Genomic DNA, 22,914 nt, shown 5'->3' with positions numbered 1-22,914 from the left:
CCATGAAGCAGGGCTTCCGCCAGTCGATGGCCTGGCTGCACACCTGGACCGGCCTGCTGGTGAGCTGGCTGTTGCTGCTGATCTTCATGGGCGGCACGGCCAGCTACTACCGCGAGGAGATCAGCCGCTGGATGCGCCCGGAGCTTACGCGCACGGTGGTCTCGCCGGAGCGGGCGGCGACCAGCGCGCTGGCCTATCTGCAGCGCGAGGCGCCGAACGCCGACTACTGGAACGTGACCCTGCCCGATGCGCGCAACCCGGCGCTGGACATGTACTGGATGAACCCGGCCGTCGAAGGCGCGGGCAACGACCGCGCCGCACGCCGCGCGCGCTTCGGTCAGGCCACGGTCGATGCGGCCACCGGCGAGGCCTCGGCGGTGCGCGACACGCGCGGCGGCGAGTTCTTCTACCGGCTGCACTTCGACCTGTACGCGATCCCGGTGCTGTGTGCGCGCTACATCGTCGGCTTCTGCGCGATGTTCATGCTGGTGGCGATCATCACCGGAGTGATCACGCACAAGAAGATCTTCAAGGACTTCTTCACCTTCCGCCCGCGCAAGGGCCAGCGCTCGTGGCTGGATTTCCACAACGTCAGCGCGGTGATGGCCCTGCCCTACCACTTGGTAATCACATACACCGGCATCGTCACGCTGATGGCGATGTATCTGCCGATCGGCATCAAGGTGGCCTATCCGGAAGGCGAGCAGGCCTTCTACACCGAGTCCTTCAGCGACCTGCCGGCGGCCGGGCCGGCCGCCGGCAGGCCGGGCGAGCGCAAGCCGGTGGCCGAGCTGCTGGCCGATGCGCGCCTGGCGCTGGGCGGCGCGCCGGTCGCCAGCTTCCGCATCGATCATCCGGGCGATGCGGCGCAGACCTTCAGCGCCTACCAGCGCACCAGCCAGCGGCTGTCCTACGAAGCGCCGTCGGTGCGGCTGGATGCGGCCAGCGGCCGGGTCCTGGCGCGCAGCGCCAGCGCCGGTGGCGCCTCGGAGACGCGCGGGGTGCTGTACGGCCTGCACATCGCGCGCTTCGCCGATGCCGGGCTGCGCCTGCTGCTGTTCTGCTCGGGTCTGCTCGGCTGCCTGATGGTGGCCAGCGGCGCGGTGCTGTGGGGCATCAAGGAGCGGACCAAGCACGCCAAGTCGGGCAAGGTCGGGTTCGGCCTGCGCCTGGTCGATGCGCTCAACATCGGCGCGGTCGGCGGCCTGCCGATCGCGTTCGCCAGCTACTTCTGGGCCAACCGGCTGCTGCCGTTGCAGCTGGAGGCGCGGCCGGACATGGAGGCGAGGGTGTTCTTCATCGCCTGGGCGCTCGCCCTGCTGGCGGGCTTTGTCTGGCCGCGGCGGCAGACCTGGGCGTGGCTGTTGTACGTGGGTGCGGCCCTGTTCGCGCTGATCCCGCTGCTCAACGCGGCCACCACCCACATCCATCTGGGCGTGACCCTGCGCGAGGGCGACTGGGCGCTGGCCGGGGTCGATCTGGTGACCTGCCTGCTCGGCCTGGCGCTGGCGGTCTGCGGCTGGCGCATGCAGCACTGGACGCCGCCGGTCTCGGCCGCGGACAAGCGCCGGCGCCAGGCGCAGGCCACGCAGGCGCCGGCGGCCGAAGGCGGCGCGGCATGAGCCTGCTGTCGATCGCGCTGGCCTTCAGTGGCTTCGTCGCGCTGTGCCTGGGCATGGAGAAGCACCAGCTGGAACTGCACGGCGCCGCCCGCGCGCAGGACCGCGTGCGCCGGCGCTGGGCCTGGCTGGGCTGGGCACTGGTGGCGGCGTCGTTCGTCTGCGCGGTGGCCGCGCGCGGCTGGGGCATCGGCCCGGTGCTGTGGCTGGTGGCGATGACGGTCTCGGGCATCGCCATCACCTTCGGCCTGCTGCCCTACCGCCCACGCTGGGTGAAGCCGGGCGCGGTGCTGCTGCCGCTGCTGGCGCTGGTGGGCTTGCTGGCCGGTTGATTCCGGGGCGCGGCGGCGCGGCGGGGTTACCGGGCCTCTGCCGCCACGCCGGCCGAGCGGCCGCGATGCCGGCGGCGCTGGCGGTACAGGGCCTGATCGGCCAGCTCCAGGGTCTGCTCGAGCGTGGCGCCGGCGGCGCGGATGGCGGCGCCCTTGGAGAAGCCGATCGGCACCTGGTCGCCGGCGGCGCGCAGCTGCGCCATCCAGGCGTCCAGGCTGGCCGGGTCCTGGTCGGGCAGGATCACCGCGAACTCGTCGCCGCCCAGCCGCACCACCACGCCCTCCGCGCCGGCGTGCCGCTGCAGGAACTCGGCGAACGCCACCAGCACCGCATCGCCGCGCCGGTGGCCGTGCGCGTCGTTGACCTGCTTGAAGTGGTCCAGGTCGACCGCCACGCAGCCGACCGACCGGTCCTGCCAGCGGCTCTCCAGCTCGTGCAGGTAGCGCCGGTTGAAGCAGTGCGTCAGCGGGTCGTGGAAGGAATGGTCGCGCAGCACGCGCGCCTGGGCGACCTGGACGGTGACGTCCTGCGCGTAGCCCAGGACGTAGGGCTCGCCCTCGTCGGTGTCGACCACGTTGTGGTAGTCCCAGTAGCGCAGGCTGCCATCGCGCGCGATCAGTTCCAGCGTGCCCGAGGCGCTGCCGTCGCGGAACACCCGCTCCAGGTACTCATGGAACTGCGCATGGCGCTGGGGCCGGATCCGTTCGATCAGGCGATGGCCCAGGACATCGGTCAGTTCGATGTCCAGCGAGCGTGCGCTGGCCGGGTTGGCGCTGAGGATGGTGCCCTGCGCATCGTGGGTGCAGATCAGCCCCAGACTGGATTCGAACAACTTGCGGAAACGGCGCTCGCTGGTCTCCAGCGCCTGCACGGCCCTGTGCCGCAGCGTCACGTCCTGGAAGGCGCCGACCAGCTTGGGCTGGCCGTCGATCGTTTCCCGCCGGCCGACCGAGCGCACCCAGATGCGGCGGCCGGCGCGGGTGGTCTGCGGCAGTTCCAGGTCCCAGGGCTCGCCCTGCTCGATCGCGCGTCGCACGGCGTCGCGGAAGGTGTCGCGCACCTGTTCGTCATAGAACGAGAGCGCCTCCTCGAGACCCGACGGGGCGAAGCCCGGCGGCACATCGTGGATGCGGCAGGTCTGGTCGGACCACTGGATCCGTCCGGTGTCCAGGTTGACCTCGAAGCCGCCCACGCCCGCGGCACGGCCCGTGCGCTCCAGGAAGGCCTCGCTGTCGCGCAGGCGGCGCTCGAGCATGGTGCTGCGCTGCAGGGCGGTGGACAGCTCCAGCGTGCTGCGGGTCAGCCCCTCCTGGCTGCGCAGCAGCTGGGCGCGCAGCTCGATGGCGGCCACCGCCGCGTGCGCCAGCTGCTCCAGCGCGGCTCTTTGGGCCGGCTCAAGCTGGCGCGGCACGGTGTCGAACACGCACAACGTGCCGACCCGATGGCCGCTGGTCAGCGTCAGCGGGGCGCCGGCGTAGAAGCGCACGTAGGGCTCGCCGACCACGGTTTCGAAGCGCGAGAAGCGCACGTCGCGCCGGGCATCGCGCACCTCCAGCAGCTTGTCGCTGCGGATGGCGTAATCGCAGAAGGCGGTCGTGCGCGCGGTCGATTCCAGCCCCGGCAGGCCGTGGTTGGACTTGATCCATTGCCGGTCCTGCTCGATCAGGGTGATCAGCGCCACCGGCGAGGCGGTCAGTTCGGCCGCGGCGCGGGTCAGCGCGTCGAACAGCGGCTCGGGCGAGCTGTCCATCACCCGCAGGTCCATCAGGCGCCGCAGGCGTTCGCTCTCGTAGTCCTGTTCGTGCTCGGCCATGGCGCTTCGATGGAAAGCCAGGGTGGGTGGGCCTGGCGCACCGGATTCTCTCGCATCTTCCGCGGCCGCGCGCGTGACGGCGGCGCAACGGCCCACAGTTTCGACGCGCCGGCCGCGGCCCGGCTCACTCCACGGTCACGGCCTTGGCCAGATTGCGCGGCTTGTCCACGTCGGTGCCGCGGGCCAGGGCGGTGTGATAGGCCAGCAGTTGGACCGGGATGGTGTGCACCACCGGGCTGAGCACGCCGGTGTGGCGCGGGGTGCGGATCACGTGCACCCCGGCGGACTCGCTGAAGTGGCTGTCCTGGTCGGCGAAGACGAACAGCTCGCCGCCGCGGGCGCGCACTTCCTGCATGTTGGACTTGACCTTCTCCAGCAGCCGGTCGTTGGGGGCGATGAACACTACCGGGATGGTGTCGTCCACCAGCGCCAGCGGTCCATGCTTGAGCTCGCCGGCCGGATAGGCCTCGGCGTGGATGTAGGAGATCTCCTTGAGCTTGAGCGCGCCTTCCAGCGCGATCGGGTAGCTCAGGCCGCGGCCGAGGAACAGCGCGTTGTCCCGGCGGGCGAACGCTTCGGCCCAGGCCGCGATCTGCGGCTCCAGGTTGAGCGCGTGCTGCACGCTGCCGGGCAGGTGGCGCAGCTGCTCCAGGTATTCGGCCTCCTGCGCATCGTCGACCTTGCCGTGCAGGCGGCCCAGCACCACGGCCAGCTGGAACAGCGCGGCCAGCTGGGTGGTGAAGGCCTTGGTCGAGGCCACGCCGATCTCGGCGCCGGCGCGGGTGTAGCAGACCAGCTCGCTGGCGCGCGGGATGGCGCTCTCGGGCACGTTGCAGATCGACAGCGTATGGGTGTGGCCCAGCGACTTGGCGTACTTGAGCGCCTCCATCGTGTCCAGGGTCTCGCCGGACTGGGAGATGGTGACCACCAGGTGGCGCGGGTCGGCATAGGCGGCGCGGTAGCGGTACTCGCTGGCGATCTCCACGCTGCACGGCAGCCCGGCGATGGCCTCGATCCAGTAGCGCGCGGTCATGCCAGCGTAGTAGCTGGTGCCACAGGCCAGGATCTGCACGCCGGTGATGCCGGCCAGCACCTCGCCGGCGCGCGCGCCGAACAGGCTGGCCGGGAAGCCGCCGGCATCGATGGCCGCCTCGATGGTGTCGCCCAGCGCGCGCGGCTGCTCGTGGATCTCCTTCTGCATGAAGTGCCGGTACGGGCCCAGCTCCAGCGAGGCCAGCGAGACGTCGGACACATGCACCTGGCGCTGCACGGCCGCGTCGGTCGCGTCGAACACCGTCACGCCCTGGCGGGTCACATCGACCGTGTCGCCTTCCTCCAGGAAGATCACCTGGCGCGTGGCCTGGAGAATGGCCGACACGTCGGAAGCGACGAAGTTCTCGCCCTCCCCCAGGCCGACCAGCAGCGGGCAGCCCATGCGCGCGGCGACCAGGCGGCCGGGCTCGTCGCGCGAGACCACCGCCAGCGCATAGGCGCCGGTGAGCTCCTTGACCGTGGCCTGCAGCGCGGCCAGCAGGTCCAGGCCCTGGCTCTGGTGGTGGTGGATGAGGTGGGCGATGACCTCGGTGTCGGTCTGCGACTCGAAGGCGTAGCCCAGCTCGGTGAGCTTCTCGCGCTGGGCCTCGTGGTTCTCGATGATGCCGTTGTGGACCAGCGCCAGGGCGCCGCGGCTGATGTGCGGATGGGCGTTGGCCTCGGTCACACCGCCGTGGGTGGCCCAGCGGGTGTGGCCGATGCCCAGGGTGGCGCTGAAGTGCTCGGCGCGCGCGGCGGCCTCCATCTCGGCCACCCGCCCGGTACGGCGCACGCGGCGCACCTCCCCCTCGACCACGGCGATCCCGGCCGAGTCGTAGCCGCGGTATTCCAGGCGCTTGAGGCCCTCGATCAGGACAGGGACCACATCGCGATCCGCGATCGCGCCGACGATGCCGCACATGGGTGAATCCTTTGCCGTTCTGCCGTTGAAGAAGCCGCGCCAGTTTACAGGGCGGACCTGAGCGGCTTCTGGCGCAGCATTGCGAAAGCCCCATCTCCGCCATTGCGGCTCCCCCCCGCCCCCTGTAGAGCGGAGCTTGCTCCGCTGGGCCTTCCCGAGGAGCCGGCCGAAACGCAGCGGAGCAAGCTCCGCTCTACAAGGAGACCGCGACCTGATCCAAGAGACAGTGGCTCCCACACCGTGATCGAACCTTCCCTTTCGCGCAGCGAAGGGGGGGAGGCTGGGAGGGGGCTTTTACCTTTGCGTTTCCGACGAAGAGCAACCCCTCCCCCTCAGTCGCTAGTCGCGACTTCGAGCTCCCCTTGGCCTGCGGCCAAAGGGAGGGGGCAACAGCATGCAGCGCCTTCCTGGGCACACCGCGCTGCTGTCCGCCCGGACAACCCAAGTGTCCGGTCGGACACTGTCCGCGGCGCGGACAGCTTGCAGATCAAGCACTTGCAGTTGGCACGCCCCGTGCGTGGTGAAGCGCAGCTTTCCAGCAGGCGTGCCCCGTGTCCATGCAACAGACCGACAACCCCTTCCGTATCCGCGACACCGCCGCCCAGGACGTGGTGGTCGACACCGGCAAGGGCAAGCGCTGGAAACGCTGGAGCCTGATCGGCGGCGGCGTGGCCGTGCTGGCCGCCGCCCTGGTCTGGGTCGTGATGGGCTGGGCCGCGGGCGGGCGCTCGTTCGACGCCAGCCGCGTGCGCATCGCCACGGTCACCCGCGGCGACCTGGTGCGCGACCTGGCCGCCGACGGCCGCGTCATCACCGCCAACAGCCCGACCCTGTACGCCATCGACGGCGGCACCGTCAGCCTGAAGGTCGTCGCCGGCGACGTGGTCAAGAAGGGCGACGCGCTGGCGGTGATCGACAGCCCGGCCCTGCGCAGCAAGCTGGCCCAGGAGGAATCCACCCTGGCCGGCATGGAGGCCGAGGCCAGCCGCGCCACGCTGGACGTGGCCAAGGCGCGCTCGGAGGCGAGCAAGCTGGTCGACCAGGGCAAGATCGACCGCCAGGGCGCCGCGCGCGACGTCGAGCGCTATCAGCGCGCCTATGACGCCGGCGCGTTGCCGCAGGTGGAACTCGCCAAGGCCCAGGACACCCTGACCAAGACCGAGATCGAACTGCAGCACGCCCAGGAAGACGCCTCGCTCAAGCAGCAGGCCGCCCAGCTGGATGCGCGCAACAAGCAGCTGCTGGCCCAGCGCCAGCAGGCGGTGGTGGAGGAACTGCAGCGCCAGGTCGACGCGCTGACCCTGCGCGCGCCCTTCGACGGCCAGGTCGGCCAGGTGCAGATCGCCCAGGGCACCAACGTGGCGATCAACGCGCCGATCCTGTCGGTGGTGGACCTGTCCAAGTTCGAAGTGGAGATCAAGGTGCCGGAGAGCTTCGCCCGCGACCTGGCCATCGGCGTGCCGGCGCAGCTGACCTCCGGCAGCGGCGAACCCTTCCCCGGCAAGATCTCGGCCGTCTCGCCCGAGGTCGTCGCCGGCGAAGTCACCGCGCGCGTGCGCTTCGACGGCCAGCAGCCGCCGGGCCTGCGCCAGAGCCAGCGCATGAGTGCGCGCATCCTGCTGGACACGCGCAAGAACGTGCTCAAGGTCGAGCGCGGTCCGTTCGTCGAACAGTCCGGCGGCCGCTACGCCTACGTCATGGATGGGTCGAGCGCCCAGCGCCAGCCGGTCCAGCTGGGCGTGTCGAGCCTGTCGGAAACCGAAATCCTCTCCGGCCTGAAGGAAGGCGACCGCGTGGTCGTCTCCGGCGCCGACCAGTTCGGCGATGCACCGCGGGTGACGGTGCATTGATTCACGTCACCCGGTAGAGCGGAGCTCGCTCCGCTGAGGCTCCGCCGGTCATGCGGCAGCGGAGCAAGCTCCGCTCTACAAGCTCCGCCGGTCATGCCACAGCGGAGCAAGCTCCGCTCTACAGACATCGCAGTACCCACCGCCCCACGCCATTCATTCCAACGAAGGACTCCGCCATGCTCGAAATGCACGCCGTCTCCAAGGTCTTCCGCACCGAGCAGGTGCAGACCCACGCCCTGCGCTCGCTGGACCTGCACGTGAAGGAAGGCGAGTTCGTCGCCGTCACCGGGCCGTCCGGCTCGGGCAAGACCACCTTCCTCAACATCGCCGGCCTGCTGGAGACCTTCACCTCCGGCACCTACCGCCTGGACGGCGAGGACGTGAGCCATCTCAACGACAACGCGCGCAGCAAGCTGCGCAACCAGAAGATCGGCTTCATCTTCCAGAGCTTCAACCTGATCCCCGATCTGAACCTGTTCGACAACGTCGATGTGCCGCTGCGCTACCGCGGCATGGCCGCGGCCGAACGCAAGCAGCGCATCACCGAGTCGCTGGAGCGCGTGGGCCTGGGCTCGCGCATGAAGCACTACCCGGCCGAACTGTCCGGCGGTCAGCAGCAGCGCGCCGCCATCGCCCGCGCCCTGGCAGGCAGCCCGCGCCTGCTGCTGGCCGACGAACCGACCGGCAACCTGGACTCGCAGATGGCCCGCGGCGTGATGGAGCTGCTGGAGGAGATCAACGCCGCCGGCAGCACCATCGTCATGGTCACCCACGACCCGGAACTGGCCGCGCGCGCCCAGCGCAACGTGCACATCGTCGACGGCCAGGCCACCGACCTGGTGCGCGAGGCGTCGCTGATGTCCGGCGCCGCGCCGGCCGCTTCCGCGCAGGCCTGAGCCACAGGTTCGCGGCGATGTTCGGCTACTACCTGGCCCTGGCCCTGCGCAGCCTGCGCCGCAACCCGGTGCTGACCGGGTTGATGGTGCTGTCCATCGCCGTGGGCATCGGCGCGGCGATGACCACGCTGACGGTCATGCGCCTGCTCTCGGGCGATCCGCTGCCCGGGCGCAGCGGCCAGATCTTCTATCCCCAGGTGGATGCTTCGCCCGGCGAGAAGCCCAAGCGCAGTCCTTACGACATGCTGGACTACACCTCGGCGATGGACCTGTGGCGGGCCAAGCGCGCCGATCGCCAGGCGCTGGTGGTGGAAAGCCAGGTCAAGCTGCAGGCGCCACAGGGCGGTCAGCCGCCGCTGATGACGCAGATGCTGGCCACGCACGCCGACTTCTTCCCCATGTTCGCGGTTCCCTTCGCCCATGGCAGCGGCTGGAGCGCAGAGGACGATGCCAGGCACGCCCGCGTGGCGGTGATCTCCCACGACCTCAACGTCAAGTTGTTCGGCGGCCGCGACAGCGTCGGGCAGATGCTGCGCGTGCGCGACGGCAATGTCCGCATCGTCGGTGTGCTGGCGCCCTGGCGGCCCTCGCCCCTGTTCTATCGGGTGGCCGGTGGCAAGTTCTCCCAAGGCGATACGGCCGACTTCTACGGACGCACGCAGGATGTCTTCCTGCCGTTCGAGACCGGGCTTGAACTCAACGACGGCCACTTCAATCAGTTCACCTGCTGGGGCATGCCCGAGGTCCCCGGCCACCTGCAGAACACGCCCTGCGTCTGGCTGCAGCTGTGGGTGCAGCTGGACACGCCGGCCAAGGTGGCCTCCTACCGTCGCTTCGTGGCCGACTATGCCGCCCAGCAGCAGGCGCTGGGACGCGTGCGCCAGCCACAGCTCGCACGCGTGCTGTCGCTGATGGACTGGCTGGACGAGAACCGCGTGGTGCCGCGCGATGCGCGCCTGCAGACCTGGTTCGCCCTGGCGTTCCTGGCCATCTGCCTGTTCAACACGGTGGGACTGCTGCTGGCCAAGTTCCTGCGGCGTGGCGGCGAGATCGGGGTGCGGCGTGCGCTGGGCGCCTCCAAGGGCGCGATCTTCGCCCAATGCCTGGCAGAAGCCGCGGTCATCGGGCTGGCCGGTGGGATCGGCGGACTGCTGCTGACGCTGATCGGCGTCGGCCTGATCCGAGGCCAGCCGGTGGCCTATGCCGACCTGGTCCACCTGGACGTGCCGATGTTCCTGTTGACCTTCGCCCTGGCCGTGTTCGCCAGCATCGTGGCCGGCCTGCTGCCCGCCCTGCGCGCCAGCCGTATCGCGCCGGCTATGCAGTTGAAGGCGCTTTGAGGAGCCGCCCTTGGACATCAAGCCCATCCTTTCCGCCCTCTCCCGCCACCGCGTCGCTTCGGTGCTGATCGCCATGGAGATCGCACTGGCCTGTGCGGTGCTGTGCAACGCGATCTTCCTGGTCTCCGCGCGGCTGGATCTGATGCGGCTGAATAGCGGGATTCCCGAGCGGGCGCTGGCCACGGTGGCGTTCTCCGGGTGCGACGGCTGCGGCGCCGCCGACGTCAACGGCAGAGCCGTGGCGGCCCTGGCGGCCATCCCGGGTGTCAGCGCCGTCGGTGTCGCCAACACCGTGCCCTTCGGGCCGCGCGCAGGCTATGCGGGGATCAACCTCGACCGAGAAGGCAATCACTTCGGCGGCGTCCTGCACTTCTACAAGTTCGACGCCGGCGCGATCGCCGCGCTCGGCCTCGTTCCCTCCCAGGGTGACAAGTTCGCGCCCGACGACTTTCGGGCCATCGGCCAGGACGAATTCCTGCCCGCCGATGGCCAGGTCTGGATCACGCAATCGCTGGCCGATCATCTCTGGCCCGGCCAGACGGCATTAGGGCGTGAGTTCTGGATGGGCGACTCGCATTTCCGCGTCAAGGGCGTCCTGCCGCACCTGGCGGTGACCGATCCGGGCCGTAGCGAAGAAGGCCTGGCGGGGGCCGAGTGGTCGGTCGTGGTGCCGGTCACGCGCGATGCGCTATCGGGTCGCTACGTGGTGCGCGCCGATCCGCGCGATCTGCCGCGTGTCGCCTTGGCCGCGCGCGATGCGCTGGCGCGCGCGGTGCCCGAGGCGGTGGTCGATCAGGCCGGCAGCGCGCCGGTCTCCTCGCTGCGCGAGCAGTACTTCCAGACCGACCGCGCCATGGCCGGGCTGCTGGTGGCGGTGATCGCCGCGATGCTGCTGGTGACCGCGCTGGGCATCGTGGGGCTGGCCAGCTTCTGGGTGGCCCAGCGCACCAAGCAGATCGGCATCCGCCGCGCGCTGGGCGCTACGCGCAAGGACATCCTGCGCTACTTCCAGACCGAGAACTTCCTGCTGGCCAGCGGCGGCATCGTGCTGGGGATGCTGCTGGCCTACGGCGGCAACCTGCTGCTGATGAAGTACTTCGAACTGGCGCGCCTGCCGCTGCTCTACCTGCCCATCGGCGCGGTGCTGCTGTGGGGCGTGGGCCAGCTGGCCGTGCTGGGGCCGGCGCTGCGCGCCGCCTCGATTCCGCCCGTCGTCGCCACCCGCGCTGTCTGACCCCTAAGGACCGCCATGCTCGCCTACTACTTCAACCTGGCCCTGCGCAGCTTCAGGCGCAACAAGGTGCTGACGGCGCTGATGGTGCTGGCGATCGCCATGGGCATCGGCGCCACCATGACGACGTTGACGGTGTTCCATGTGCTGTCCGGCGATCCGATCCCCGCCAAGAGCGACCGGCTGTTCATCGTCCAGCTCGACCCGGAGCCGGCGGCGAACTACAAGCCCGGCGAAGAACCGGAAGAACAGCTGACCCGCTTCGACGCCGAAGCGCTGCTGCGCCAGGGCAAGGCCAAGCGCCAGGCGCTGATGACCGGCGGCGGCACGGTGGTGCAGACGCCGGGCAGCAGCCTCAAGCCGTTCGTGATCGACACGCGCTGGAATTCCGCGGACTTCTTCCCGATGTTCGAGGTGCCGTTCCTGTACGGCCACGGCTGGAGCGCGGCGGACGACCAGGCCCACGCGCGCGTGGCGGTGATCTCCAAGAAGCTCAACGACAAGCTGTTCGGCGGCGCCGACAGCACCGGCAAGACGATCCGCCTGGGCGATCACGACTTCCGCATCGTCGGGGTCGCCGACGACTGGGCGCCGCAGCCGCACTTCTACGACCTCAACGTCGGCAGCTACGGCAGCGACGAGCAGCTGTTCGCGCCGTACTCGACCGCCATCGAGCTCAAGCTCTGGGGCAACGGCACCACCAACTGCTTCGGCAAGAACCCCACCAACGATCCGCGCGACCTCAACGCCCCCTGCGTCTGGACGCAGTACTGGGTGGAGCTGGAGAGCCCCGCGCAGGCCCGCGACTTCAAGGCCTACCTGGACAACTATTCGCGTGAGCAGAAGGCGGCGGGCCGCTTCGAACGCGATCCGAACACGCGCCTGCGCGACGTGATGCAGTGGCTGGATTACAACCACGTGGTGCCGGGCGATGTGCGGCTGCAGCTCTGGCTGGCGTTCGGCTTCCTGGTGGTGTGCCTGCTCAATACCGTCGGCCTGCTGCTGGCCAAGTTCCTGCGCCGCAGCGGCGAGATCGGCGTGCGCCGCGCGCTGGGCGCGGCGCGCAGCGAGATCTTCAAGCAATGCCTGGTGGAGGCGGGAGCCATCGGCCTGGCGGGCGCGGTGCTGGGCCTCGGCGTGGCGGAGCTGGGCCTGTGGGCGGTGCGCCATCGCCCGACCCAGTACGCGGCGCTGGCCCAACTGGACGGCACGATGCTGCTGCTGACCTTCGTCCTGGCCCTGCTCGCCAGCCTGCTCGCGGGCCTGCTGCCCGCCTGGCGGGCGATGCAGATCACTCCGGCGGTACAGCTCAAGACGCAATGAAACAGGAGTGACGCTGCACCGCCCCGCATCGCCCTTCGCGCCCGACCCACTCACGCCTCGCCGCAAGAGGATCCCATGGAAATCCGCCCCATCTTCTCGGCCCTGCGCCGGCACAAGACCGCCGCCGCGCTGATCGTGCTCGAGATCGCGGTGAGCTGCGCCATCGTATGCAATGCGCTGTTCCTGATTTCCCAGCGCATCGACAACCTGAACCTGCCCAGCGGAATCGCCGAGGACCAGCTGCTGCATCTGCGCCTGAGCGGAATCGGCAAGGACGACAACGCCGATGCGCGCACCGAGGAAGACCTGGCGGCCCTGCGCGCCATCCCCGGCGTCATCGCCGTCACCACCAGCAACCAGCTGCCTTTCCGCAACGGCTCCTCGAACAGTGGGCTCAGCCTCACCCCCGATCAGGCGGACAACACCCTCAACGCGGCGGCATACCGCGTCGGCCGCGACGCCATCAAGACCTTCGGGCTGAAGCTCATCGCGGGACGCGACTTCAATGCCGATGAGTACCTGCTCGGCAGCGAGCTGAACAAGCCGGACATCGATTTCAGCAAGGTGGCCGCCTCCATCATCGTCAGCAGCGCGATGGCCAAGAAGCTGTTCCCCAACGAGCCGGCCGTCGGCAAGACGGTGTACATGTCGCAGACGCCGTTGCACATCGTCGGCGTGGTCGAGACCCTCACCCGCCCGACCTTGAACGGCGGCAACCGCACCTACTCGATGCTGCTGCCGATCCGCGACAACTACAACAGCATGGGCCGCTACATCGTCCGCGTCAGCGACCCATCGCGCCGCAACGAGGTGATGAAGGCCGCCCTGGCGACGCTGGACAGGATCGACAGCAGCCGCCTGGTGCTCAACAACGAGACCTACCAGGACGTGCGCGCCGATTACTTCAGCGACGACCGCGACATGATCGGCCTGCTGGGCGTGGTCTGCGCCGCGCTGCTGCTGGTCACTGCGCTGGGCATCATCGGCCTGGCCAGCTTCTGGGTGGCCCAGCGCACGCGCCAGATCGGCGTACGCCGCGCGCTGGGCGCCACGCGGGCCCAGATCCTGCGCTACTTCCAGGTGGAGAATTTCCTGCTGGTCGGCATCGGCATCGGCCTGGGCATGCTGCTGGCCTATGCGCTCAACCAGCTGCTGATGAGCCGCTACGAGCTGCCGCGCCTGCCACTGGCCTACCTGCCCGCCGGCGCGGTGGTGCTGTGGCTGCTCGGCCAGGTGGCCGTGCTGTGGCCGGCGCGTCGCGCCGCGGCCGTGCCTCCCGCCATCGCCACCCGCAGCGCCTGACCCTCCGGAGCGCCCATGATCGCCTACTACTTCAATCTGGCCCTGCGCAGCTTCAGGCGCAACAAGGTGCTGACGGCGCTGATGGTGCTGGCCATCGCGCTGGGCATCGGCGTGTCGATGACCACGCTGACCGTATTCCATGTGCTGTCGGGCGACCCGATCCCGGGCAAGAGCGACCGGCTGTTCTACGCGCAGCTCGACCCGTTTCCGATCGACGGCTACACGCCGGGCGAGGAACCGCAGCCCGACATGAGCCGCTACGACGCCGAGACGCTGCTGGCGCAGAAGCGCGCCAAGCGCCAGGCCATGATGACCGGCGGCAGCGTCACCGTCCAACCGGAAGGCACGGCGATCAAGCCCTTCGTCCTCAGCGCGCGCTATACCTCGGCCGACTTCTTCGCGATGTTCGAGGTGCCCTTCGTCTACGGCCGCGGCTGGTCCGCGCAGGACGACAGCGGTCAGGCGCGCGTGGTGGTGATCGCGCGGACGTTGAACGACAAGCTGTTCGGCGGTGCCGACAGCACCGGCAAGACGCTGCGCCTTGACGGACACGACTTCCAGATCGTCGGCGTGATCGACACCTGGGATCCGCAGCCGCTGTTCTACGACCTGGCAGTGGGCACCTACGGCACCCACGAGCAGGTCTTCGAGCCGTTCCAGACCGCCCTGGGGCTGCACCAGTCGCGCAGCGGCAACATGAACTGCTACGGCGACAACGTCACCTCCGACGCCACCGCGCGCGAGGCGCCCTGCGCCTTCATCCAGTACTGGGTGGAGCTGGAGCGCGCCTCGCAGGCAGCGGACTTCAAGACCTACCTGAACCAGTACTCGCAGCAGCAGAAGGACGCCGGCCGCTACCAGCGCCCGCCCAACGCGCGGCTGCGTGATGTCATGGACTGGCTGGATTACCAGCAGGCGGTGCCGGGCGATGTGCGCCTGCAGCTGTGGCTGGCGCTGGCGTTCCTGCTGGTCTGCCTGGTCAACACCGTCGGCCTGCTGCTGGCCAAGTTCCTGCGCCGCAGCGGCGAGATCGGCGTGCGCCGCGCGCTGGGCGCCAGCCGCACGGAAGTCTTCAAGCAGTGCCTGGTCGAGGCCGGCAGCATCGGCCTGGTCGGCGGCGTGATCGGCCTGGGCCTGGCGGAACTGGGCCTGTGGGTGGTCCGTCACCGGCCCACGCAGTACGCCGAGCTGGCCCACCTGGACGGATCGATGCTGCTGCTGACCTTCGTACTGGCGCTGCTGTCCAGCCTGCTGGCCGGCGCGCTGCCGGCCTGGCGCGCCATGCAGATCACGCCTGCCGTGCAGTTGAAAACGCAGTGAGGCAGGAGCGAACGCAGAGGCGTGGGAAGTGAGCAAGGCGACGGCCGAACGCTTCCAATCGCCTCCTCCCCCGACTCACTCCTCACTCCTTACCACTCACCTTTCCAGCCGCAGGACTCCCATGGAAATCCGCCCCATCCTGTCCACCCTGCGCCGCCACAAGACCGCCGCCGCGCTGATCGTGGTGGAGATCGCGCTGACCTGCGCGATCATCTGCAACGCGCTGTTCATCGTCGGCCAGCGCTGGGAGGCGCTGCGCGAGACCAGCGGGATCGACGAGCAGCAGCTGGTCACCGTCTCGCTCAGCGGCGTGGGCCCGCAGACCGATGTCGATGCATTGACCCAGCAGGACCTGGGCGCCCTGCGCGCGATCCCCGGCGTGGCCAGCGTGGCGCTGGTCAATCAGCTGCCGTTCCGCCGCGGCTCCAACAACTCCTCGCTGGCCACGCAGCCGGATCAGAAGATCCCCACCCTCAGCGCGGCCTTCTACACAGGCGCCGAAGGCACGCTGAAGACCCTGGGCCTGCGCCTGGCGGCGGGGCGCGACTTCGCGGCGGACGAATACATGGACTGGTCCGAGCTGATGAAGCAGGTGGACGGCAACAAAGGCGTGCCGCTGCGCACGATGCCGCTGATCGTCTCGCACGAGGCGGCCAACAAGCTGTTCCCAGGCGAAAGCGCGGTCGGCCGCAAGGTCTACATGGCCAACGTGCCGATGCTGATCGTCGGCGTGGTCGAGCGGCTGCGCCGGCCCAACACGGTCAATGGCGACACCGGCTACTCGATGCTGATCCCGGTGCGCACCCCCTACGAGAACGGCGGCCTGTACGTGCTGCGGGTGCGCGACCCGGCCCAGCGTGCGCAGGTCCTGCGCCAGGCGGTGGCCGCGCTCGAGCGCGTGGCCAGCAACCGCCTGATCATGGACAGCAAGACCTACGACGAATGGCGCAGCGACTACATGAGCAAGGACCGCGACATGATGGGCCTGCTGCTGGCGCTGTGCGCGCTGCTGTTGCTGGTCACCGCGCTGGGCATTGTCGGCCTGGCCAGCTTCTGGGTCGCGCAGCGCACCCGCCAGATCGGCGTGCGCCGCGCGCTGGGCGCGACCAAGAGCCAGATCCTGCGCTACTTCCAGACCGAGAACTTCCTGCTGGTCACCCTGGGCATCGTCCTGGGCATGGGCCTGGCCTACGCGCTCAACCAGCTGCTGATGCGCCATTACGAGCTGCCGCGCCTGCCGCTGTGGTACCTGCCCGTCGGCGCGCTGCTGCTGTGGGCACTGGGCCAGGTGGCCGTGCTGTGGCCTGCGCGCCGCGCCGCGGCCGTGCCGCCCGCCATCGCCACCCGCAGTGCCTGACCGTCCGGAGCGCCCATGATCGCCTACTACGTCAATCTGGCCCTGCGCAGCTTCAGGCGCAACAAGGTGCTGACGGCGCTGATGGTACTGGCCGTGGCGCTGGGCATCGGCGTATCGATGACCACGCTGACCGTATTCCATGTGCTGTCGGGCGATCCGATCCCGCAGAAGAGCGCGCGGCTGTTTCACGTACAGCTGGATCCGGAAATGCTGGCCGGCTTTACGCCAGGCGATGAACCGCAGGCCGATCTCAGCCGCGACGACAGCGAGGCGTTACTGCGGCAGAAGCAGGCCAAGCGGCAGGCGATGATGACCGGCGGCAGCACCACGGTAGAGCCGGAGGGCGGCGCGCTGGAGCCCTTCATGCTGGACGCACGCTACACCTCGGCCGACTTCTTCGCGATGTTCGACGTGCCGTTCCTGTTCGGCCGGGGATGGTCCGCCGATGACGACGACGGCCAGGCGCGCGTGGTCGTCATCGCGAAGGCGCTCAACGACAAGCTCTTCAATGGCGCCGACAGCACGGGCAAGACGCTGCGCGTGGATGGACACGATTTCCGGATCGTCGGGGTCATCGGCGACTGGCGGCCAAAGCCGATGTTCTACGACCTCAACCTCAACACCTTCAGTACGGAAGAGCAGCTGTTCGAACCCTTCCAGACCGCGATGGCGCTCAAGCAGGACCGCAGCGGCAGCATGAACTGCTATGGGTCGGTCGCGACCACCGATGGCACCGCGCGCGGCGCGCCGTGCTCCTTCGTCCAGTACTGGGTGGAACTGGAAAGCGCCGGCAAGGCGTCCGACTACAAGGCGTATCTGGATCGCTATTCGCAGCAGCAGCACGATGCCGGCCGCTTCCAGCGGCCTCCCAACACGCGTTTGCGCGACGTCATGACCTGGCTGGACTACAACGGCACGGTGCCTGGCGACGTGCGCCTGCAGCTGTGGCTGGCGATGGGCTTTCTGCTGGTGTGCCTGGTCAATACGGTCGGCCTGCTGCTGGCCAAGTTCCTGCGGCGCAGCGGCGAGATCGGCGTGCGCCGTGCCTTGGGTGCCAGCCGCGCTGAAATCTTCAAGCAGTGCCTGGTGGAAGCCGGCAGCATCGGCCTGGTGGGCGGCGCGCTCGGACTGGGGCTGGCCGAACTGGGATTGTGGGCCGTGCGCCATCGCCCGACCGGCTATGCCGCCATGGCCCATCTGGACACGACGATGCTGGTGATGACCTTCGTATTGGCGCTGTTGTCCAGCCTGCTCGCCGGCCTGCTACCGGCGTGGCGCGCCATGCAGATCACACCCGCCGTCCAGCTCAAGACCCAATAACCAAAGGCAGCGCACATGGAGATCCGTCCGATCCTGTCCTCTCTGCGACGCCACAAGACCGCCGCCGCGTTGATCGTGGTGGAGATCGCCCTGGCTTGCGCGATCATCTGCAATGCGCTGTTCATCGTGTCGCAGCGCTGGCAGAACCTGCAGGACACCAGCGGCATTGCCGAGCACGAGTTGGTGACGCTTTACTTGGCCGGCGTGGGCAAGCGGGTCAATGCCGATGTGCTGACGCAGGAAGACCTGGCCGCGCTGCGCGCCGTGCCCGGGGTGAGCAGCGTGGCCATCGTCAACCAGCTGCCGTTCCGCAACGGATCCAACAACTCATCGTTGGCACCCCGGCCCGACCAGGCGATTCCGACCCTGAACGCCGCCATGTACACCGGAGACGAGGGCACGGTGCGCACGTTGGGTCTGAAGGTGATCGCCGGGCGCGACTTCGCTCCCGACGAGTACATGAACTGGTCCGACCTCATGACCCAGCTCGGCACCAGCAACGGGGTGCCGTCCCGGACCCTGCCGCTGATCATCACGCGCGAGGCGGCCGAGAAGCTCTTCCCCGGGCAGCGTGCGGTGGGCCGTCAGGTCTACATGGCCAACATCCCGCTGATGGTCGTCGGCGTGGTCGAGCGCCTGCGTCGGCCGAACGTCAACGGCGCCAGTGGCGGCAACACCAGCTATTCCATGCTGATGCCGCTGCGTCAGAACTACACCACCGGCGGCTACTACGTCCTGCGGGTCAAGGATCCCGCACACCGCGCGCAGGTCCTGCACGACGCGGTCGACGCGGTCAAACGTGTCAACCGCAGTCGCCTGATCATGGATCAGCGGACCTTCGACGACTGGCGCCAGGACTACTTCAGCAAGGACCGCGACATGATGGGCCTGCTGCTGGCGCTGTGCGCGCTGCTGTTGCTGGTCACCGCGCTGGGCATTGTCGGCCTGGCCAGCTTCTGGGTCGCGCAGCGCACCCGCCAGATCGGCGTGCGCCGCGCGCTGGGCGCGACCAAGAGCCAGATCCTGCGCTACTTCCAGACCGAGAACTTCCTGCTGGTCACCCTGGGCATCGTCCTGGGCATGGGCCTGGCCTACGCGCTCAACCAGCTGCTGATGCGCCATTACGAGCTGCCGCGCCTGCCGCTGTGGTACCTGCCCGTCGGCGCGCTGCTGCTGTGGGCACTGGGCCAGCTGGCCGTGCTGTGGCCCGCGCGCCGCGCCGCGGCCGTGCCGCCGGCGATCGCCACCCGAAGCGCCTGAGCCAGGAACGACGCCATGCTTGCCTACTACCTCCAACTGGCCCTGCGCAGCTTCAGGCGCAACAAGGTGCTGACCGCGCTGATGGTGCTGGCCATCGCGCTGGGCATCGGCGCGTCGATGACGATGCTCACGGTGCTGCACAACCTCTCCGGCGATCCGCTGCCCGCGCGCAGCGGCGTGCTCTATCACCCGCAGGTCGACCCACGTCCGGCGCGGCTACCCGGCGCCAACCCGGAGCCGCCGGACGATCTGGCCTGGCAGGATGCGGTCAACCTGTATGCGCTTCCGGGCGCGAGCCGGCGCGTGCTGACCAGCGCCAACTGGCTGCCGACGCGGCTGGATGCGGCCGGCAGCCCGCTGACCATGCGCGACACGCGCGCGGCCACGGCCGACCTGTTCGCCATGTTCGACATGCCCTTCGTCTATGGCTCGAGCTGGTCGCAGGCCGACGACGACCGGCGCGCGCAGGTGGTGGTGATCACCCGTTCGCTCAACGATGCGCTGTTCGGCGGCGCCGACAGCGTCGGGCGCACGCTGGTGATCGCCACGCGCAACTTCCGCGTGGTCGGCGTGATCGAGGACTGGAACCCGCAGCCGCGCTTCTACGATCTCAACTCCAGCGCCTTCGGCAAGGCCGCGCAGCTGTACATGCCGTTCTTCACCTGGCTGGAGCTGCCCCAGGACTACGGCTACGGGCCGATGGCCTGTTGGGGCCAGGGCGGCAACGGGCTGCACGATCCCAAGACGCCGAACTGCACCTGGGCCCAGTTCTGGGTGCAGCTGGACGATGCGGCGCAGGCGGCGGCCTATCGCAGGACGCTGGAGAACTACAGCGCCCAGCAGCGCCAGCTGGGTCGGTTCGAACGCGCGCCCAACGTGCGCCTGCGTGGCCTAGTGGACTGGCTGGACTACAAGCGCGTGGTGCCGCCGACGGTGCGCATGCAGACCTGGATCGCCTTCGGCGTGCTGCTGGTGTGCCTGGTCAACGCGGTGGGCCTGCTGGTCTCCAAGTTCATGCGCAAGGCCGGCGAGGTGGGCGTGCGCCGCGCGCTCGGCGCCAGCCGCAGGGCGGTGTTCGCCCAGTGCATGACCGAGTCGGCGCTGATCGGCGCCCTGGGTGGCGCGGCGGGCCTGCCCTTGGCCTGGCTCGGCCTGTGGCTGGTGCGGCAGCAACCCATGAGCTACGCCGCTTCGGTGCACCTGGACCCGCAGATGCTGGTCGTCGCCCTGCTCATCGCCGTCACCGCGGCGGTGCTGGCCGGCGTGTGGCCGGCCTGGCGTGCGTCGCGCATCGCCCCCGCCCTGCAGGTGAAGTCGCTATGAGTCCCTTCGATACCGTCCGGCCCATCCTCAGCGCGCTGCGCAGCCATCGCGCCGCCGCCCTGCTGCTGGCGCTGGAAATCGCCCTGACCCTGGCGGTCCTGTGCAACCTGGTGTTCATCGTCTCGGGCAATCTGCAGCGCGCCCGCACGCCCACCGGCGTCCCCGAGTCCGATATCGCCGTGATCCAGAGCATCGGGGTGATCGGCGCGGACAACCCCGGTACCGCCGGCAGCAATCTGGCCACGCTGCAGTCGGTGCCGGGCGTGATGTCGGCGGCTTACGGCGGACCGCCGCTCTGGGGTGTGGATCGCATCAGCCTGTTTGACAGCGCCGATGCGCAGCAGCCACTGGCGCAGGCGTATGTGTTCGCCGGCAGCCAGGGGCTCAACCGCACGCTGGGTGTGCGCATCGTCGAAGGCCGGGATATCCAGGACGCCGAACTGCCTGGCGTGGCCGAACTGGCGGGCGATCCGGCCACCACGCCTTCGGCCAGCCGGCAGATGCCTGCCTTGCTGACCGCACCCTTGGCCGGAAAGCTGTTCCCGGGCCAGTCGGCGATCGGCCAGATCCTGCACGCCAATGTCTTCGGAACGCCGGTCAGCCTGCGCGTGGTCGGCGTGGTGGCGCCGGTGCGCGCGGCGATCACCGGCCGCGCCGAGGACGCCGACGCGGTGCTGACCGAGTTCCGCGTGGCCGGCGAGGGCCTGGGCGGCGGCTACATGATCCGCAGCCGGCCCGGGCAGCTGGCCCAGGTCCTGCCGCTGGCGGCCCGCGCCATGCAGCAGGCCAACCCCGGTCATGTGCAGCAGCGCGTGGAACCCATGACCAGCCTGCGCGAGCAGCAGTTCCGCAACGATGCGGCCACCAACCGCATGCTGCTGACGATCATGGGCATCCTGCTGACGGTCACCGCGCTGGGCGTGGGCGGACTGGCCAGCTTCTGGGTGCAGCAGCGCACCAAGCAGATCGGCATCCGCCGCGCGCTGGGCGCCACCCGCGGCGACATCCTGCGCTACTTCCAGCTGGAGAACTTCCTGATCGTCGGCGGCGGCGTGGCGGTCGGCGCGCTGCTGGCCTTCGTCCTCAACCAGTGGCTGATGCAGCACTACGAACTGGACCGCCTCGACGCGAAGACCGTCCTGGCCGGCGTGGTGGCGGTCTGGCTGCTGGGCCAGCTCGCCGTCCTCGGCCCGGCCCTGCGCGCCGCCTCCATCCCGCCCGTTGTCGCCACCCGCAGCGCCTGACCCTCCGGAGAGCCCATGTTCGCCTACTACTTCAACCTCGCCCTGCGCAGCTTCCGGCGCAACAAGGTGCTGACCGCGCTGATGGTGCTGGCCGTGGCGCTGGGCATCGGCGCGTCGATGACCACGCTGACGGTATTCCACGTGCTGTCCGGCAATCCGATTCCCGCCAAGAGCGACAAGCTGTTCTACGTGCAGATGGACCCGCGGCCGATGGCCGGCTACAAGCCCGGTGGCGATCCGCTGGATCAGATGACCCGCTTCGACGCGGAGACGCTGCTGCGCGACAAGCGCGCCGACCGTCAGGCGGTGATGAGCGCGGGCAGCGTGGCGATCGAGCCGGACACGCCCGGGCTGACGCCGTTCGTGCTGGAGGCGCGCTTCACCTCGGCCGACTTCTTCCCGATGTTCGACGTGCCCGTCGTGCAGGGCCGGGCGTGGACGGGCGAGGACGATGCGGCGCGGGCGCGGGTGGTACTGCTGTCCAGCGCGCTGGCGCAGAAGCTGTTCGGCAACGCCGACCCGACCGGACGCACGCTGCAGCTGGGCAAGACCGCCTTCCGCGTGATCGGCGTGGTCGGCGACTGGAATCCCAACCCGCGCTTCTACGACCTCACCAACGGCCGCTACAACGGCGAGTCGGAGGAGATCTACGTGCCGTTCTCCACCTCGCGCGATCTGCACTGGGGCAGCAGCGGCAACATGAACTGCTGGGGCGATGGCGACGACAAGGATCCGGAAGGCGCCACAGGCCCGAACCAGCCGTGCGCCTGGCTGCAGTACTGGGCACAACTGGACACCCCGCAGAAGGTCGCCGACTACCGCGCTTATCTGACCAACTACTCCGACCGCCAGCACGCGGCAGGCCGCTTCCAGCGGCCCACCAACGTGCGCCTGAGCGATGTGATGACCTGGCTGGACTTCAACCAGGTCGTGCCCAGCGACGTGCGTCTGCAGGCCTGGCTGGCGCTGGGCTTCCTGGGCGTGTGCCTGCTCAACACCGTGGGTCTGCTGCTGGCCAAGTTCCTGCGCCGCGGCGGCGAGGTCGGGGTGCGTCGCGCACTGGGCGCCACGCGCAAGGACATCTTCCTGCAGTGCCTGATCGAAGCCGGCACCGTCGGGCTGGCCGGCGGCGTGCTGGGCCTGGGGCTGGCGACGCTGGGCCTGTGGGCGGTACGCCATCAGCCGACCGACTACGCCGACCTGGCCCGCCTCGACCTGCCGATGCTGCTGGCGACCTTCGTCCTGGCGATCGCCAGCAGCCTCATCGCCGGCGTCCTGCCCGCCTGGCGGGCGATGCAGGTCACCCCCGCCATCCAGCTGAAAACGCAGTGAGGCAGGAGTGAGCGCGGAGCAGTGAGACGCGAGCAAGGCAAAGGCCAGACGCTCCGAACTCCTCCTCTACCGCTCACTCCTCACTTCTCTCCACTCA

At 69.3% G+C, this 22,914-nt stretch carries 17 protein-coding genes; 15 read left to right on the top strand and 2 right to left on the bottom strand.

The features are described from left to right. Positions 1-2: 2 nt before the first annotated feature. Both QE438_RS17655 and QE438_RS17650 read left to right on the top strand, forming a co-directional pair. Entirely contained in the window at positions 3-1,622 is a 1,620-nt protein-coding gene (locus QE438_RS17655; RefSeq protein WP_306993745.1) for a PepSY-associated TM helix domain-containing protein, read from the top strand. Continuing rightward, positions 1,619-1,951, top strand: a complete 333-nt coding sequence (locus QE438_RS17650) for a DUF3325 domain-containing protein (protein ID WP_306993747.1) — start codon at positions 1,619-1,621, stop codon at positions 1,949-1,951. The genes QE438_RS17655 and QE438_RS17650 overlap by 4 nt, the downstream gene beginning before the upstream one ends. Positions 1,952-1,977: 26 nt before the next feature. Here the strand turns inward: QE438_RS17650 and QE438_RS17645 are convergent, their stop codons facing one another. Beyond that, a complete protein-coding gene (locus QE438_RS17645; protein WP_306993748.1) occupies positions 1,978-3,765 on the bottom strand; it encodes a diguanylate cyclase in 1,788 nt (595 codons plus the stop codon). Positions 3,766-3,889: 124 nt separating this feature from the next. Next, entirely contained in the window at positions 3,890-5,719 is a 1,830-nt protein-coding gene (gene glmS / locus QE438_RS17640; protein ID WP_306993751.1) for a glutamine--fructose-6-phosphate transaminase (isomerizing), read from the bottom strand. A 557-nt stretch (positions 5,720-6,276) separates the two neighbouring features. Here glmS and QE438_RS17635 point away from each other — a divergent pair. The 13 genes from QE438_RS17635 (at position 6,277) to QE438_RS17575 (ending at position 22,817) form a co-directional block, all read left to right on the top strand. Beyond that, complete coding sequence (locus QE438_RS17635) at positions 6,277-7,569, top strand: efflux RND transporter periplasmic adaptor subunit (RefSeq protein WP_130524198.1); 1,293 nt, start codon at positions 6,277-6,279, stop codon at positions 7,567-7,569. Between the two features lie 176 nt (positions 7,570-7,745). Beyond that, entirely contained in the window at positions 7,746-8,465 is a 720-nt protein-coding gene (locus QE438_RS17630; RefSeq protein WP_130530516.1) for an ABC transporter ATP-binding protein, read from the top strand. A gap of 17 nt (positions 8,466-8,482) precedes the next feature. Continuing rightward, positions 8,483-9,805: an ABC transporter permease gene (locus tag QE438_RS17625; protein WP_306993754.1), complete on the top strand. Its 1,323-nt coding sequence runs from the start codon at positions 8,483-8,485 to the stop codon at positions 9,803-9,805. A 10-nt stretch (positions 9,806-9,815) separates the two neighbouring features. Next, on the top strand, positions 9,816-11,039 hold the full coding sequence (locus QE438_RS17620) for an FtsX-like permease family protein (protein WP_306993757.1): 1,224 nt from the start codon (positions 9,816-9,818) through the stop codon (positions 11,037-11,039). Positions 11,040-11,054: 15 nt separating this feature from the next. Then, entirely contained in the window at positions 11,055-12,359 is a 1,305-nt protein-coding gene (locus tag QE438_RS17615) for an ABC transporter permease (RefSeq protein WP_307184060.1), read from the top strand. Between the two features lie 75 nt (positions 12,360-12,434). After that, positions 12,435-13,661: an FtsX-like permease family protein gene (locus tag QE438_RS17610; RefSeq protein ID WP_306993759.1), complete on the top strand. Its 1,227-nt coding sequence runs from the start codon at positions 12,435-12,437 to the stop codon at positions 13,659-13,661. A 15-nt stretch (positions 13,662-13,676) separates the two neighbouring features. Further along, positions 13,677-14,981, top strand: a complete 1,305-nt coding sequence (locus QE438_RS17605) for an ABC transporter permease (RefSeq protein ID WP_306993761.1) — start codon at positions 13,677-13,679, stop codon at positions 14,979-14,981. A 121-nt stretch (positions 14,982-15,102) separates the two neighbouring features. Beyond that, a complete protein-coding gene (locus QE438_RS17600) occupies positions 15,103-16,338 on the top strand; it encodes an FtsX-like permease family protein (RefSeq protein ID WP_306993763.1) in 1,236 nt (411 codons plus the stop codon). A gap of 15 nt (positions 16,339-16,353) precedes the next feature. Beyond that, positions 16,354-17,658: an ABC transporter permease gene (locus QE438_RS17595; protein WP_306993765.1), complete on the top strand. Its 1,305-nt coding sequence runs from the start codon at positions 16,354-16,356 to the stop codon at positions 17,656-17,658. A 15-nt stretch (positions 17,659-17,673) separates the two neighbouring features. Further along, the gene (locus QE438_RS17590; RefSeq protein ID WP_306993767.1) at positions 17,674-18,918 is read left to right on the top strand and encodes an FtsX-like permease family protein; all 1,245 of its coding nucleotides are present in this window, start codon (positions 17,674-17,676) and stop codon (positions 18,916-18,918) included. A gap of 15 nt (positions 18,919-18,933) precedes the next feature. Next, complete coding sequence (locus QE438_RS17585; RefSeq protein WP_306993770.1) at positions 18,934-20,241, top strand: ABC transporter permease; 1,308 nt, start codon at positions 18,934-18,936, stop codon at positions 20,239-20,241. Beyond that, positions 20,238-21,485, top strand: coding sequence for an FtsX-like permease family protein (locus tag QE438_RS17580; protein WP_306993772.1), 1,248 nt, complete (start codon positions 20,238-20,240; stop codon positions 21,483-21,485). Before QE438_RS17585 ends, QE438_RS17580 begins: the two co-directional genes overlap by 4 nt. A gap of 15 nt (positions 21,486-21,500) precedes the next feature. Continuing rightward, complete coding sequence (locus tag QE438_RS17575; protein WP_306993774.1) at positions 21,501-22,817, top strand: ABC transporter permease; 1,317 nt, start codon at positions 21,501-21,503, stop codon at positions 22,815-22,817. The last annotated feature ends 97 nt before the right edge of the window (positions 22,818-22,914 follow it).

Origin of the sequence: Pseudoxanthomonas sp. SORGH_AS_0997 (assembly GCF_031453535.1) — a bacterium.
In the GTDB taxonomy this organism is placed as follows: domain Bacteria; phylum Pseudomonadota; class Gammaproteobacteria; order Xanthomonadales; family Xanthomonadaceae; genus Pseudoxanthomonas_A; species Pseudoxanthomonas_A winnipegensis.
Note: the sequence above shows the minus strand (reverse complement) of the source record. Positions and strands in the feature narration are given on the sequence as shown.

What these genes read in the sequence shown, in the direction of transcription:
- QE438_RS17655 (WP_306993745.1), top strand. Translation starts at nt 3, where the DNA reads ATGAAGCAGGGCTTCCGCCAGTCGATGGCCTGGCTGCACACCTGGACC.
- QE438_RS17650 (WP_306993747.1), top strand. Translation starts at nt 1,619, where the DNA reads ATGAGCCTGCTGTCGATCGCGCTGGCCTTCAGTGGCTTCGTCGCGCTG.
- QE438_RS17645 (WP_306993748.1), bottom strand. Translation starts at nt 3,765, where the DNA reads ATGGCCGAGCACGAACAGGACTACGAGAGCGAACGCCTGCGGCGCCTG.
- glmS (WP_306993751.1), bottom strand. Translation starts at nt 5,719, where the DNA reads ATGTGCGGCATCGTCGGCGCGATCGCGGATCGCGATGTGGTCCCTGTC.
- QE438_RS17635 (WP_130524198.1), top strand. Translation starts at nt 6,277, where the DNA reads ATGCAACAGACCGACAACCCCTTCCGTATCCGCGACACCGCCGCCCAG.
- QE438_RS17630 (WP_130530516.1), top strand. Translation starts at nt 7,746, where the DNA reads ATGCTCGAAATGCACGCCGTCTCCAAGGTCTTCCGCACCGAGCAGGTG.
- QE438_RS17625 (WP_306993754.1), top strand. Translation starts at nt 8,483, where the DNA reads ATGTTCGGCTACTACCTGGCCCTGGCCCTGCGCAGCCTGCGCCGCAAC.
- QE438_RS17615 (WP_307184060.1), top strand. Translation starts at nt 11,055, where the DNA reads ATGCTCGCCTACTACTTCAACCTGGCCCTGCGCAGCTTCAGGCGCAAC.
- QE438_RS17610 (WP_306993759.1), top strand. Translation starts at nt 12,435, where the DNA reads ATGGAAATCCGCCCCATCTTCTCGGCCCTGCGCCGGCACAAGACCGCC.
- QE438_RS17605 (WP_306993761.1), top strand. Translation starts at nt 13,677, where the DNA reads ATGATCGCCTACTACTTCAATCTGGCCCTGCGCAGCTTCAGGCGCAAC.
- QE438_RS17600 (WP_306993763.1), top strand. Translation starts at nt 15,103, where the DNA reads ATGGAAATCCGCCCCATCCTGTCCACCCTGCGCCGCCACAAGACCGCC.
- QE438_RS17595 (WP_306993765.1), top strand. Translation starts at nt 16,354, where the DNA reads ATGATCGCCTACTACGTCAATCTGGCCCTGCGCAGCTTCAGGCGCAAC.
- QE438_RS17590 (WP_306993767.1), top strand. Translation starts at nt 17,674, where the DNA reads ATGGAGATCCGTCCGATCCTGTCCTCTCTGCGACGCCACAAGACCGCC.
- QE438_RS17585 (WP_306993770.1), top strand. Translation starts at nt 18,934, where the DNA reads ATGCTTGCCTACTACCTCCAACTGGCCCTGCGCAGCTTCAGGCGCAAC.
- QE438_RS17580 (WP_306993772.1), top strand. Translation starts at nt 20,238, where the DNA reads ATGAGTCCCTTCGATACCGTCCGGCCCATCCTCAGCGCGCTGCGCAGC.
- QE438_RS17575 (WP_306993774.1), top strand. Translation starts at nt 21,501, where the DNA reads ATGTTCGCCTACTACTTCAACCTCGCCCTGCGCAGCTTCCGGCGCAAC.